This window comes from Pseudonocardia xinjiangensis (genome assembly GCF_050948425.1).
GTDB lineage: Bacteria > Actinomycetota > Actinomycetes > Mycobacteriales > Pseudonocardiaceae > Pseudonocardia > Pseudonocardia xinjiangensis.
The window spans coordinates 6850027-6862894 of the sequence record NZ_CP192009.1 but is presented as its reverse complement, the minus strand read 5'-3'; the positions used below and the strand labels follow the sequence as shown (position 1 = coordinate 6862894).

14 protein-coding genes are annotated in these 12868 nt (G+C 72.7%); 9 read left to right on the top strand and 5 right to left on the bottom strand.

The window, feature by feature from the left end:
• Nucleotides 1–15 precede the first annotated feature (15 nt).
• The 3 genes from ACQPZA_RS32300 to ACQPZA_RS32290 all read left to right on the top strand — a co-directional run bounded on the left by ACQPZA_RS32300 (nucleotide 16) and on the right by ACQPZA_RS32290 (nucleotide 1952).
• Nucleotides 16–1047, top strand: a complete 1032-nt coding sequence (locus tag ACQPZA_RS32300) for a LacI family DNA-binding transcriptional regulator (RefSeq protein WP_433275849.1) — start codon at nucleotides 16–18, stop codon at nucleotides 1045–1047.
• Between the two features lie 140 nt (nucleotides 1048–1187).
• Nucleotides 1188–1568, top strand: coding sequence for a MerR family transcriptional regulator (locus ACQPZA_RS32295; protein ID WP_169399963.1), 381 nt, complete (start codon nucleotides 1188–1190; stop codon nucleotides 1566–1568).
• Nucleotides 1569–1613: 45 nt separating this feature from the next.
• On the top strand, nucleotides 1614–1952 hold the full coding sequence (locus tag ACQPZA_RS32290; RefSeq protein WP_433275847.1) for a thioredoxin family protein: 339 nt from the start codon (nucleotides 1614–1616) through the stop codon (nucleotides 1950–1952).
• Here the strand turns inward: ACQPZA_RS32290 and ACQPZA_RS32285 are convergent.
• Nucleotides 1942–2361 carry a hypothetical protein gene (locus tag ACQPZA_RS32285; protein WP_433275845.1) on the bottom strand — a complete coding sequence of 140 codons (420 nt, stop codon included), beginning with the start codon at nucleotides 2359–2361 and terminating at the stop codon, nucleotides 1942–1944. The two genes, ACQPZA_RS32290 and ACQPZA_RS32285, sit on opposite strands and share 11 nt — an antisense overlap.
• A 189-nt stretch (nucleotides 2362–2550) precedes the next feature.
• On the opposite strand from ACQPZA_RS32285, the gene ACQPZA_RS32280 reads away from it, so the two are divergent.
• A complete protein-coding gene (locus ACQPZA_RS32280; RefSeq protein WP_433275843.1) occupies nucleotides 2551–5898 on the top strand; it encodes an error-prone DNA polymerase in 3348 nt (1115 codons plus the stop codon).
• Between the two features lie 12 nt (nucleotides 5899–5910).
• On the opposite strand, the gene ACQPZA_RS32275 is transcribed toward ACQPZA_RS32280, so the two are convergent.
• The 4 genes from ACQPZA_RS32275 to ACQPZA_RS32260 form a co-directional block, all read right to left on the bottom strand.
• Nucleotides 5911–7152 (bottom strand): NAD(P)/FAD-dependent oxidoreductase, encoded by a 1242-nt coding sequence (locus ACQPZA_RS32275; protein ID WP_433275841.1) that lies wholly within the window; start codon nucleotides 7150–7152, stop codon nucleotides 5911–5913.
• 47 nt (nucleotides 7153–7199) lie between these two features.
• Complete coding sequence (locus tag ACQPZA_RS32270; protein ID WP_169399968.1) at nucleotides 7200–7682, bottom strand: RrF2 family transcriptional regulator; 483 nt, start codon at nucleotides 7680–7682, stop codon at nucleotides 7200–7202.
• Between the two features lie 28 nt (nucleotides 7683–7710).
• Nucleotides 7711–8364 carry a GPR1/FUN34/YaaH family transporter gene (locus ACQPZA_RS32265; RefSeq protein WP_433275839.1) on the bottom strand — a complete coding sequence of 218 codons (654 nt, stop codon included), beginning with the start codon at nucleotides 8362–8364 and terminating at the stop codon, nucleotides 7711–7713.
• 155 nt (nucleotides 8365–8519) lie between these two features.
• Nucleotides 8520–8843 carry a putative quinol monooxygenase gene (locus tag ACQPZA_RS32260; protein WP_169399970.1) on the bottom strand — a complete coding sequence of 108 codons (324 nt, stop codon included), beginning with the start codon at nucleotides 8841–8843 and terminating at the stop codon, nucleotides 8520–8522.
• A 212-nt stretch (nucleotides 8844–9055) separates the two neighbouring features.
• Between ACQPZA_RS32260 and ACQPZA_RS32255 the strand changes: the two genes are divergently transcribed.
• The 5 genes from ACQPZA_RS32255 to ACQPZA_RS32235 are packed head-to-tail and all read left to right on the top strand — an operon-like array spanning nucleotide 9056 to nucleotide 12858.
• A complete protein-coding gene (locus tag ACQPZA_RS32255; RefSeq protein WP_433275837.1) occupies nucleotides 9056–9655 on the top strand; it encodes a pentapeptide repeat-containing protein in 600 nt (199 codons plus the stop codon).
• 50 nt (nucleotides 9656–9705) lie between these two features.
• A complete protein-coding gene (locus ACQPZA_RS32250; protein ID WP_433275835.1) occupies nucleotides 9706–10560 on the top strand; it encodes a bifunctional methylenetetrahydrofolate dehydrogenase/methenyltetrahydrofolate cyclohydrolase in 855 nt (284 codons plus the stop codon).
• 36 nt (nucleotides 10561–10596) lie between these two features.
• Nucleotides 10597–10887 carry a DUF3017 domain-containing protein gene (locus ACQPZA_RS32245; RefSeq protein ID WP_169398763.1) on the top strand — a complete coding sequence of 97 codons (291 nt, stop codon included), beginning with the start codon at nucleotides 10597–10599 and terminating at the stop codon, nucleotides 10885–10887.
• Between the two features lie 21 nt (nucleotides 10888–10908).
• On the top strand, nucleotides 10909–11490 hold the full coding sequence (locus ACQPZA_RS32240; RefSeq protein ID WP_433275833.1) for a carboxymuconolactone decarboxylase family protein: 582 nt from the start codon (nucleotides 10909–10911) through the stop codon (nucleotides 11488–11490).
• A gap of 57 nt (nucleotides 11491–11547) precedes the next feature.
• A complete protein-coding gene (locus ACQPZA_RS32235; RefSeq protein WP_433275831.1) occupies nucleotides 11548–12858 on the top strand; it encodes a DUF2252 domain-containing protein in 1311 nt (436 codons plus the stop codon).
• Nucleotides 12859–12868: the final 10 nt, after the last annotated feature.

Sequence of the window (12868 nt, the reverse complement as noted above, 5' to 3'; positions counted from 1 at the left end):
GTTGACTGGGGAACCATGAGCCTCCGTGAGCCCGGTGGGCGCCGCCCGACCATGCGTGACGTCGCGGCCCGCGCGCAGGTCAGCTTCAAGACCGTCTCCCGTGTCGTCAACGACGAGGGCGGGGTGTCACCCCCGCTCGAGCGGCGCGTGCGGAAGGCGATCGACGAGCTCGACTTCCGTCCCAACGTGGGAGCCCGCATCCTGCGCCGGTCGGATCGCAGGACGGCATCGATCGGGTTGCTCCTCGAGGACGTCGCCAACCCGTTCTCCGCCGCCGTACAGCGCGCCGTCGAGGACGAGGCCGAGCACCGGGGAGTGGTGGTCTACTCGGCGAGCCTCGACGAGGACCCCGCCCGCGAGCGCGCACTCGCGAAGGCGTTCGGCGCCCGCAACGTCGACGGCCTGCTGCTCGTTCCGGCGGGCGACGACCAGTCGCACCTGGCCGCCGAGCTGCGCGCGGGCACGGCGATCGTCTGCGTGGACCGCGAGGCGAACAACCTCCCGGTCGACTCGGTGGTCACCACCAACGAGATCGGTGCGGCGGAGGGCGTGCGCCATCTCGCCGCTGCCGGGCACCGGCGCATCGCGTTCCTCGGGGACCGCACCACCATCGCCACCGCCCGGCAGCGCCACGCCGGCTACGAGGAGGCGCTGCGGGGGCTCGGGCTGCCGGTGGACCCTGCGCTCGTGGTGCGCGACGTGCGCGACGCCGGTGTCGCCGACGGCGCGGTCACCGCCCTCCTCGGGCGCCCCGACCCGCCCACGGCGTTCTTCACGGCGCAGAACCTGGTGACCGTCGGGGCGGTGCGGGCGCTGCGGAGGCTGGGCCTGGAGCACGCGGTCGCCCTCGTCGGGTTCGACGACTTCCTGCTGGCCGACCTGCTCCGCCCCGGCGTCACGGTGGTGGCGCAGGATCCCACCGCGATCGGCCGGATCGCCGCCGGCCTGCTCTTCGCCCGCATCGACGGGGACGCGAGCCCCCCGCAGCGCCGCCTCGTCCCCACGACCCTGATCCGCCGGGGCTCGGGCGAGATCGCCCAGAGCTGAGGTTCAGGGCTGGGGTTCAGGGCTGGGGTTCAGGAAAGCCACTTTCCTGCCCGGAGAGGACCTGAACGTGGCTTTCCTGAACTTCCGGGGGCCGCGTTCGGGCTGGCTTTCTCGTCGGCGGCAAGGTTTAGCGTCGGGGCATGCGGATCGGGGAGCTGGGGCGTCGGGCCGGGGTGAGCACCCGGGCGCTGCGCCACTACGAGGAGCTGGGTCTGCTGCCCGCGCGGCGCCGGGCCAACGGCTACCGCGACTACGACGAGCGCGACCTGCGGGTGGTCGCCGAGATCCGGTCGCTGGTGGATCTCGGTTTCGCGCTCGAGGAGACGCGCCCGTTCGTGGAGTGCCTGCGCGCCGGGCACGCGACCGGCGCGAGCTGCCCCGACTCCCGTGCCGTCCAGCGTCGCAAGGTCGCCGAGGTCGACGACTGGATCACGCGGCTGCATGCCGTGCGCGACCAGCTCGTCGCCCAGCTCGGTGAGGCGCCCGAACCGCGCTGCGCCGTCACGCCCCACGACACCTGACCCCGTCACCTGACCCCGTCCGTGCGAGGACCCGAAGGAGATTTCATGATCGTCACTGTCACCGACGCCACGTTCGACGAGCTCGTGCTGCGCGCCGCGCTGCCCGTGCTGCTCGACTTCACCGCGGAGTGGTGCCCGCCGTGCCGGATGATCGAGCCGGTGCTGCGCGAGATCGCCGCGGAGCAGGAGGGACGGCTGGTCGTCGCCCGGCTCGACGTCGACGCCAACCCCGCCACGGCACGTGACGCGGGCGTGCTCGGGATGCCGACGCTCAACCTCTACGTCGGTGGGCGCGTCGTCACGCAGGTGGTGGGCGCGCGGCCGAAGGCGGCGCTGCTGCGCGCGATCGAGGACCACCTCCCCGCCGGGGTGCTCAGCGCCTGACGGACGGAGCCCGGCCGAGGTGCTCCAGCACGGCGGCCGTGAGCTCGGGCACGCGCTGCCTGCCGTCGAGGAACACCGTGCCCGTGGGCAGGCGGTCCGTCGTGGCCCGGCACCGCTCGATCTGGGCCCCGCACCAGGCCCGGACGTCGGCGTCGCGCCCGGGGTCGTCCGGCGTCATCGTGCGGCCCTCGATCCGCTGGACCAGGACGTCCCGAGGCACGTCCAGGTAGAAGTGCCGCACCGCGATCCCGCCGACGGCCGCGATGATCTCGTCGAGGTAGGCGGCTTCCACCAGCGTCATCGGCACGAGCAGCGGGCGGTGGTACTCCTCGAGGAGCCCGACGGCCATGGCGGCGACCTGCCGCCGCCACAGGGGGAGGTCCTGGAAGTTCCCGGTGGGGACGTCCACGATCTCGCAGGAGCACGTAGCCGACCTGTTCGGGGTCGAACACCAGCGTCGCGGGCCACTGCCGGTGCAGCTCGCGGACCAGTGTCGTCTTCCCGCTGCCGAACGCGCCGTTCACCCAGACGATCACGGGGGGACTCTCGCACGCGCGGGAAGTTGAAAGGATCATCGAACGTATGTTCGACTTGCGGGGTGGGCTGGAACAACCCGGACGTCCCGTGGCGTGAGCTGGAGGCTGCGCTCGCGGGCAATGCGCGTGACGGTGCGAGCATCGCCGGCGGGCCGGAGGTCGACGGCGGCGACAGCCCGGCGTGGTCGCGCAAGCGCGGGCCCTACGTCCCGCCGGAGCTGCCGGAGCCGCAGCACCGTGTCCCGTACGCCGAGCTGCACTGCCACTCCAACTTCAGCTTCCTCGACGGGGCGAGCCATCCCGAGGAGCTGGTCGAGCAGGCCGCGCGGCTGGGCCTCGACGCGATCGCGCTCACCGACCACGACGGCATGTACGGGGTGGTCCGGTTCGCCGAGGCGGCCGCCGAGCTGGGGGTGCGCACGGCCTTCGGCGCCGAGCTCTCCCTCGGCCTCACGGCTCCGCAGAACGGCGTGGCCGATCCGGAGGGCAGCCACCTGCTGCTGCTCGCCCGCCACCCCGACGGCTACCGCTCGTTGTGCCGCACCATCAGCACCGCCCAGCTGGCGGGGCAGGAGAAGGGTCGACCGGTCTACGACTTCGACGAGGTCGTGGCCGACACCGCGGGGCAGGTGGTGGTGCTCACCGGGTGCCGCAAGGGCGCGGTGCGCCAGGCGTTGCGCACCGGCGGCCGCGACGCCGCCGGGAAGGAGCTGCGCCGCCTGGTGGAGCGGTTCGGGGCCGACCACGTGGTCGTCGAGCTCACCCACCAGGCACTGCCCACCGACACCGAGCGCAACGACGTCCTCGCCGATCTCGCGCGTGACGCCGGCCTGCCCACTGTCGCGTCCACGGCGGCCCACTACGCCGCCCCGCACCGGTTCCCGCTGGCCACGGCGCTGGCGGCGGTGCGGGCCCGGCGCAGCCTCGACGACGCCGACGGCTGGCTGCCGCCCGCGGGCACCGCCCACCTGCGGTCGGGCGCGGAGATGGCGGCCCGGTTCGACCAGCGCTACCCGGGTGCGGTGGCGCGGGCGGCGGCCCTGGGGGTGGAGTGCGCGTTCTCGATCGACCTGGTGGCGCCCGAGCTGCCGCCGTTCGACGTCCCACCGAGGCACACGGAGGCGAGCTGGCTGCGGGAGCTGACCTTCCGGGGGGTCGCCCGCCGCTACGGCAGCCACGCCGAGTACCCGGAGGCCGTGGAGACGGTCGAGCGCGAGCTGAAGATCATCGAGGAGAAGAACTTCCCCGGCTACTTCCTGATCGTCCACGACATCGTCGAGTTCTGCCGTCGCACCGACATCCTCTGCCAGGGCCGCGGGTCGGCCGCCAACTCCGCGGTCTGCTTCGCGCTCGGCATCACCAACGTCGACGCCGTGGCGCACCGGCTGCTGTTCGAGCGGTTCCTGTCCCCGGCCCGGGACGGCTACCCGGACATCGACCTCGACATCGAGTCCGGTCGTCGTGAGGAGGTGATCCAGTACGTCTACCGCCGCCACGGCCGCGGGTGCGCCGCCCAGGTGGCCAACGTGATCACCTACCGGCCGCGCTCCGCCGTCCGCGACATGGCCAAGGCGCTGGGGTTCTCACCGGGCCAGCAGGACGCGTGGAGCAAGCAGATCGAGCGCTGGCACGGCCCGGTCGGGGACACGGCCACGGCCCCCGCCGGGATGCCCGACCGGGTCGTCGAGCTGGCGAACGAGCTGCTCGGCTTCCCGCGCCACCTCGGCATCCACTCCGGCGGCATGGTCATCTGCGACCGGCCCGTCTCCGAGGTGGTGCCCGTCGAGTGGGCGCGGATGGAGGGCCGCACCGTCGTCCAGTGGGACAAGGACGACTGCGCTGCCGCGGGCCTGGTCAAGTTCGACCTGCTCGGGCTGGGCATGCTCACCGCGCTGCACCTGATGATCGACCTGGTGGCCGAGCACCACGGCAAGCGGATCGAGCTGCACGAGCTGCAGCCCACCGACCCCGCCGTGTACGCGATGCTGCAACGGGCCGACTCGGTCGGGGTGTTCCAGGTGGAGTCACGCGCGCAGATGGCCACGCTGCCCCGGCTGAAGCCGCGGATCTTCTACGACCTGGTGGTCGAGGTGGCGCTGATCCGGCCCGGGCCGATCCAGGGCGGCTCCGTGCACCCCTACATCCAGCGGCGCAACGGCGCGGAGTGGAAGCACGACCACCCGTTGCTGGCGGGCGCGCTGGACAAGACGCTCGGCGTGCCGCTGTTCCAGGAGCAGCTCATGCAGGTGGCCGTCGACGTCGCGGGGTTCAGCGCAGGCGACGCCGACGAGCTGCGCCGCGCGATGGGCTCGAAGCGCTCGGAGGAGAAGATGGAGCGCCTGCGGGAGCGGTTCTTCGCCGGGATGGCGGCCAACGGCATCATCGGCGAGGTCGCCGACGGGATCTTCCGGAAGATGCTGGCGTTCGCCAACTTCGGGTTCCCGGAGAGCCACTCGATCAGCTTCGCCTCGCTCGTCTACTACTCCGCCTGGTTCAAGCACTACTACCCGGCAGCGTTCTGCGCGGCGCTGCTCAACTCGCAGCCGATGGGCTTCTACTCGCCCCAGTCGCTGGTGGCCGACGCGCGGCGGCACGGCGTGCTCACGCGAGGCCCGGACGTCAACCTGGGACGGGCCGAGGCGGTGCTCCAGCCGGATGCGCTCAGCACGGGTGGGCAGGCGATCCGGCTGGGGCTGGCCGAGGTGCGGGGCGTCGGCCTGGAGGCCGCCGAGGAGATCGACGCGGAGCGGGAGCGGGGCGGCCCCTACCGCGACCTCGCCGACCTGGCCGGCCGGGTGCGGCTCACCGTGCCGCAGGCCGAGGCGCTCGCCACTGCGGGGGCGTTCGGGTGCTTCGGGGTGGACCGCCGCTCGGCGTTGTGGGCGGCGGGGGTGGTGGCCGCGGTGCGTCCCGAGCAGCTGCCCGGCACGGCCGTCGGGCTGGACGCGCCTGCGCTGCCCGGTCTCACCGGCGTCGAGCTCACCGCCGCGGACGTGTGGGCCACGGGCGTCTCCCCGGACAGCCACCCGATGCAGCACCTGCGGGAACGGCTCGACGGGCTGGGGGCGGTGCGGATCGACGGGCTGGACGCGGTCGGGCGCCACCTCGTGGCAGGCGACCCGGAGCAGACGCCGCCCCGGGTGCTCGTGGGCGGGCTCGTGACCCACCGGCAGCGGCCGGCCACCGCGCGCGGGGTCACGTTCGTCAACCTCGAGGACGAGAGCGGGATGCTCAACGTCACCTGCTCGGAGGGGTTGTGGGCGCGCTACCGCACGGTCGCGATGGGCAGCACGGCGTTGCTGGTCCGGGGGCGGCTGGAGCGCAGCCCGGAAGGCGTGCTGAACCTGGTGGCCGATCGGTTGCAGCGGCTGGCGCTCACCGTGCCGGTGAAGTCCCGCGACTTCCGGTGACGGCCCGGCGGCTCACACCGCTGTGGTCGTCGCATCGGCGGAGGCCCTCCACGTGGTGCTGCGGTAGTCGGCCCTGGCGAGGATCGCCTCCGCGTCGTCCACGGGTGGGTAGATCGCCACCGCGCTGATCAGGTGCTTGAGGTCCTTCGCGTCCTGCCCGGTCTTGCGGACCGTCCGTTCCCACCCGGTCGTGAGCACCGCCCCGGCGGTGCCGAGGTCGAGGCAGGTGACGTAGGGCTCGGGCTCGAACGGGACCTGCGGGCGGCCGAGGAGGTCGGCGGCGACGTTGTGCCCGGCGTACTTGCCGAGGGGCTGGGCGTGCTGGCTGCTCTGCATGACGGGATGGGTCTCGTCCGCGAGCGCGGCGGAGGTGTCACCGGCGGCGTAGACGTCGGGGGCTCCCACGACGCGCAGGTACTCGTCCACGTGCAGCCGACCGAGCCGGTCGCGCTCGGCGGGGATGTCCGCCGTCAGTGGGCTGGCGGTCATGCCCGCCGTCCAGACGACGGTGCTCGCGGCGATCTCGCTCCCGTCGGAGAGCCGGACCCCGGTCGGGGTCGCGCTCTCCGGCGTCACGCCCAGGCGCTGCTCGACGCCGAGCCGGGCCAGCGCCTCGAGGATCAGCGGGCGGGGGCCGGCGCCGAGCTCGGGGCCGACGACGCCCTCCCGCTCCACCAGCACGACGCGGACCTGCTCGGCCGCGCCCACCGGCGTCGCGATGTCGCGGAGCCTGCCCACCAGCTCGGTGGCGACCTCGAGGCCGGCGAACCCCGCACCGACGACGACGGCGGTGAAGCGGCCGTCGCCGACCGCGTCGGCGGGCAGCCGGTGCAGGTGGCTGTGCAGCCGCGCCGCTCCCGGCATCGTGTCGACGTCGAAGAGGTGCTCGGCGCCGGGCAGGTCCGGCCGGACCAGCTGGCTACCGGTCGCGAGCACGAGCCGGTCGTAGGTCAGCTCCGCCGTGCGCCCGTCCCGGCCGACGACGGTGACGCGCCGCGCGTCCGTGTCGATCCCGGTCGCCGTGGCGGCCACCCGCCGGACGCCGATCGGGCCGAGTATCCGGTCGAGCGGCACCCGCATCCGGTCCGGATCGGACTGGTACATGCGCGGCCGGATCACGATGTCGTCACCGGCGGAGACGAGGGTGACGCGGAGGTCCGCCGCGGGCACGCCGGCGGCTCGGCGGGCCCGCACCGCGCCGGCGGCGGCCCAGACACCCGCGAAACCGCCACCCAAAACCAGGATATCTGACATCCAGATTCACCTTCCACTCGTCGACGACCTCGGCAACTCGGAACGATCTAGTCGCGCCCGTAGGTCCGGCGGACCATGGGCGCGACACCCGGCGCGCGCGCGTCGGCTTCCGCGCGGACGTCGGCGATGGTCTGCGCGGCGAGCGACCTGCGCCACGCCAGCTCGGCCCGCTGCATGCCGGCGCTCACGGCGCAGGGGGCCCGGAAGGTGCCGGCGGGCAGGTTCTCGCCCATGCCGCGTCGGCGGATCTCCGTGCACTGAAACGCGTCGTCCGGGCCCTCGATCGCGGCCACCACGTCCATCAGCGTGATCTCCTGGGCCGGGCGCGCCATGCGGAACCCGCCGCGGGCGCCGGGCACCGACACGAGCAGGCCCGCTCGGACCAGGGCCTGGAGCTGCTTGTTCAGGTACGCGGGCGGCAGCTCGTAGTTCGCGGCCAGCTGCGCCGTCGGGACGGGCTCGTCGTCACCGAGCCACGTCATCGTCAGCAGCGCGTGCACCGCCCACTCGACGCCCCGTCCCATCCGCATAGCTGGATACTACGTATCCCGGTTGCAACTACTGCTGGATCGGATCACCCATCGGCATGGCGTCGCCGCCGAGCTCCTGCGTCATCGCGTCCACGAAGATGTAGGCGTAGATCGCGCAGAAGACGAACGTCGTGATGCCGCCGAGCGTGGCGAACAGCTCGTTGCCGTTCACCACGAAGCCGAGCACGAGCGCGAGCGTGGTGCACACCACCGCGAAGCCCGAGGTGTAGGCCAGCGGCAGTCGCAGCGTGGCCACGGTGAGCGTCGCGAAGACGATGAGCCACGACAGCACGAAGGTGGCCGCGACGTTCTGGAGCTGCTCCGTGCGCAGTGACGGCGCGGTGGAGATGCCGAACCAGCCGTTGATCGCGCCCAGCACCAGGAACCCGAAGCTCAGCCAGAACGCGGAGAACGTGCCGAAGATGCCGGCGAGGGCACCCTGCCCGACCCGGACCCCCCAGATGCACGCCACCAGCAGGAACAGGCCCGACGAGACCGTGACCGCGGGGATCATGCCGCCCGGCAGGGTGGCGGTGTCGAGGTAGCCGACGAGCCAGAGGCCGAGGGTGACGCCCCCGGACAGGAGAGCGGGCAGGCCGAGCAGAGCCGGGTTGCCGCCGGGGACGGTCGCGGCGGCGGGCGTCTCGTTCTGCGTCCGGGGCCGGACATCCCTCACACTCATCCACTCGCTCCTCGTTGAGGCGGCCGGCCCCGGCGTGATACGCCGGATGGGTCACATTGTGCGCCCGATCGACCTCGTTGCGACACCGCTGCGAGGTCCGATCAGCCCCTCATCGGGTGCTGTGGACGAGCCGGAGCCCGTCCGCGCCGCGGGTGCTACTCGGGCGAGACCTCGGCCATCTCGGACCAGGCCTCGCCGTCCAGATCCTGGTAGTTGATCCGGGGCTTCTCCGAGACCACCCGCGGCATCCACGTGAAGAAGTTCTTGGCGTGGTCGGTGGCGACGTGCGCCGAGCCCGCGTCGGAGTCGGCGAACACCTCGACGATCGCGAACTCGTTCGGGTCCTCGCCGTTCGCGAAGTAGTCGAACGAGACGTTGCCGGGCTCGCTCCGCACGTCGGCGGTGTACTGACTGATCCCGGCCAGCCACTCGTCGCGCTTCTCCGGGCGGATCTTGGCCCTCAGGACGATGAGAATCACGTGAACCTCCATGGGCGGGTGAGCGGTTGACCGGATGTCTTGCCGGATCGACGACCGGCAGTCTGCCACGTCCGGAGTCCTGAACGGACGGGCGACTCGCACGCGGAAAACGGGCGACTCGCGGGGTCGGGGCGGGCGACTCGCGGGGGGTTGGGTGGGCGGGTGGTGCGGTGCGGCGAGGGCCGGACGGGGCCGGATGGGAGGGTGTCGGCGTGCACGACGACACCGAGCAGATCGATCTGGACCTGTCCGACGTGCGTGTCGGGGACGAGCCGTGGCGGCAGCGGCGGTTCGTCCGGTGCCGGTTCATCGACGCGGACCTGCGCGGCCTGGTCACCGAGTCGTGCGTGTTCGAGGAGTGCGACTTCACCGGCGCCGACCTCGGGGACTCCGTCCACCGCGGCAGCGCGTTCCGCACCTGCATGATCCGGCGCGCGACCGTCGGGGGCTCCTCGTTCCGCGGCTGCACGCTGCTGGGCACGTCGCTCATCGACTGCCGGCTGCGGCCGCTCGTGATCACCGACTGCGACCTGACCCTCGTCGCGCTCGGCCGGGCCGACCTGCGGAAGACGGACCTGTCCGGGCTGCGGATGCGGGAGGCGAACCTGGTGGAGACCGATCTGCGTGAGTGCGACCTGCGGGGCGCCGACCTCACCGGGGCCCGCCTGCTGCGCACCCGGTTCGAGGGCGCCGACCTGCGCGGTGCCCGCATCGGCGCCGACGGTCTCGTCCAGGGCCGGCTGCTCGGGGCCACGATCGACGCCGAGCAGGCCATCGCGTTCGCCGCGGCCCACGGACTCCGCATCTCCTGACGGCCTGCCGGTGGGATCGACGGGCGAGAGACGTGGTGGAGGATGGTGACGTGACGGCGACGCTGATGGATGGAAAGGCGACCCTGAACGAGCTGCTGGGCGAGCTCGCGGGCCGGGTCGAGAAGCTCCGGGCCGACGGAGTGGTGCCGGGCCTGGGCACCGTGCTCGTCGGTGACGATCCGGGATCGCATTCCTACGTGCGCGGCAAGCACCGTGACTGCATGAAGGTCGGGATCACCTCGATCCAGCGCGAGCTGCCGGCGGACGCGACCCAGGCCGACGTCGAGCGGACGATCGACGAGCTGAACGCCGATCCGGCATGCACCGGCTTCATCGTGCAGCTGCCGCTCCCGAAGGGTCTCGACGCGGGCGCTGCGCTCGAGCGCATCGATCCGGCCAAGGACGCCGACGGCCTGGCCCCCGTCAGCCTCGGCCGCCTCGTGCTGGGCGAACCCGGTCCGCTGCCGTGCACGCCACGCGGCATCGTCGAGCTGTGCCGCCGCTACGGCGTGGAGCTGAACGGGGCCCGGGTCACGGTCGTCGGCCGCGGGGTCACGGTCGGGCGGCCGCTCGGGCTGCTGCTCACCCGCCGCAGCGAGAACGCCACCGTGACGCTGTGCCACACCGGTACCCGTGACCTCGCGGCGGAGGTGCGCCGCGCCGACATCGTCGTGGCGGCGGCGGGGGTACGGGGGCTGATCACGGCCGACATGGTCCGGCCGGGTGCCACGGTGCTCGACGTCGGCGTCACCCGCACCGACTCGGGCCTCGTCGGCGACGTCGCTCCGGACGTGGCTGAGGTGGCGGGCCTGCTCGCGCCGATGCCCGGTGGGGTCGGTCCGATGACGCGGGGGATGTTGCTGACGAACGTGGTGGAGGCAGCCGAACGGAGCCTGTCCACGTGAGCAGGCCTGTTCTTCGAGAGGCGACCGGGGGCTGACATGGCCGGTATCCGCACGCGGCTCCCGGTGTACGCCCCGGTGATGCTGGTGATGCTCATCGCGGCCGCCGGCATGGTGCGGGTGCTCACGCAGCACTGGCGCGAGGGCGCGGTGCTGCTCGGCGGCGCCCTGCTCGTGGCGGGGCTGCTGCGCATCCTGCTTCCCGTCGACCGCGTCGGTCTGCTGGCGATCCGCAGCCGTCCGGTCGACGTCCTGTGCTACGCCGCGTTCGGTGTGGTGATGACGGCGTTGGCGGTGACGATCACCCGCGGTTCCTTCGACTTCGGGTGAGCGCTCGGGCACCGTGGGTCCATGGTCTCCCGACGGCTGCTGCCCCTGCGTCCCGATGAGCTCGACGAGGAGCAGCGCGCCTTCCTGACCGCGCTGGACGAGCGGCCCCGCCCGGTGCAGCGCGGGGCGGACGGCTCCCTGGAAGGTCCGTTCGACGCGATGCTGCGCGCCCCTCGCAGCGGGGTGGCCCTGCAGGGTGTCGGCGCGGCGCTGCGGTACCGGGGCGTGCTGTCGGACCGGGAGCGCGAGCTCGCGATCCTGCTGGTGGCCGCGCATCACCGCGCCGCGTTCGAGTGGCACGCGCACGCCCCGCTGGCCAGGGCGGCGGGCCTGCCGGACGCGCTGGTGGAGTCGGTGCGCACCGGCGGTGCCGTCGAGCCGGTGGACCCTGGCGAGCGGGTGGTCGCCGTGGCCGTCACGCAGTTGCTCACCACCGGGGACGTCGATGACCCGACCTGGGCCGCGGCCGTGGGCGCGCTCGGCGAGGCGGGTGCGGTGGAGCTGACCACGGTCGTCGGCTACTACTCGCTGCTCGCCCTGCAGATGCGGGTGCTCCGGGTGCCGCTCCCCGAGGGTGCCGCGCCCGTCGTCTTTCCTGCCTGACGGCATCGATCGAGGCGAGCGGGCGTCGATCGCCGGACTTCGCGGCATGATCGGGGTATGAGCGACCGTTCGGGACAGATCGTCGCAACGCTGGTCGATGCCTTCTCCGAGCTGATGACCGCGGACCCGGCGGCGTTCCGCACCAAGTTCCGCAAGATGGCTGCCGACCCGTTCGCGTTCTACCGCGGCAGCGCGTGCCTGTTCTACGCCGACGTCGCGCAGCGCGAGGACCCGTGGGCCGACGAGCGGACGAGCCGCGTGTGGATCCAGGGTGACCTGCACGCGGAGAACTTCGGCACGTACATGGACGGCGACGGGGTGCTGATCTTCGACGTCAACGACTTCGACGAGGCCTACGTCGGGCACTTCACCTGGGACGTCACCCGCTTCGCCGCGAGCCTCGCACTGCTGGGGTGGCGCAAGGCGATCTCGGACGACGACATCACCATGCTCGTGCAGCGGTACGCGCGGGCCTACCTGGACCAGGTGCGCTGGTTCGTCGACCGGGCTGACGACCGCAGCTTCTCGTTGCGCCTGGGCACCACCGACGGGGCGGTCCACCAGGTGCTGCAGCTGGCCCGGCTGCGGACGCGGGTGCGGCTGCTCGACGGGATCACCGAGACCGAGGGCTTCGACCGCGTGCTCCGGGAGGTACCCGGCCTGCGCAGGCTCGACGACGGGGAGCGCGCCACCGTCACCGAGGCCGTGGAGCGCTACATCGAGACGATCCCGGCAGCGAAGCGGTTCCGCGGGGTCACCTACACCGTGAAGGACGTGGCCGGGCGCTCCGGGTTCGGCATCGGCAGTGCGGGGCTGCCCGCGTACACGGTGCTGATCGAGGGCTACAACCAGGCGCTGGACAACGACGTGGTGCTGTCGGTGAAGCAGGGCAACGTGGCGGCGCCGTCGCGGGTGGTCACCGATCCGGCGATCGCGGGGGCGTTCCAGCACCACGGGCACCGCACGGCGGTGTCCCAGCGCGCGCTGCAGGCGCACGCCGACGCGTTCCTGGGCTGGACCGACCTCGACGGGGTCGGGTTTGTGGTCGGCGAGGTGTCGCCGTACGAGGCCGATCTGGACTGGTCGGAGCTGACCGAGCCGTCGGAGATCGCGCCCGTGGTGGACTACCTGGGCCGCGCGACGGCGAAGGTGCACTGCGTGGCCGACTCCGACGCCGACCACTCCCTGGTCCCGTTCCAGACGGAGGACGCGATCATGCGGGCGGTCGCCGGGCGGGACGACGAGTTCGTGGCGTGGGTCGTGCAGTTCGCCCACGAGTACGCGGCGCAGGTGCGGGCCGACCACGCCCTGTTCGTCGAGGCGTTCCGCGGCGGTGCCATCCCCGGGGTCAGCAGCAGCACCTCCTGATCAGCCCTGA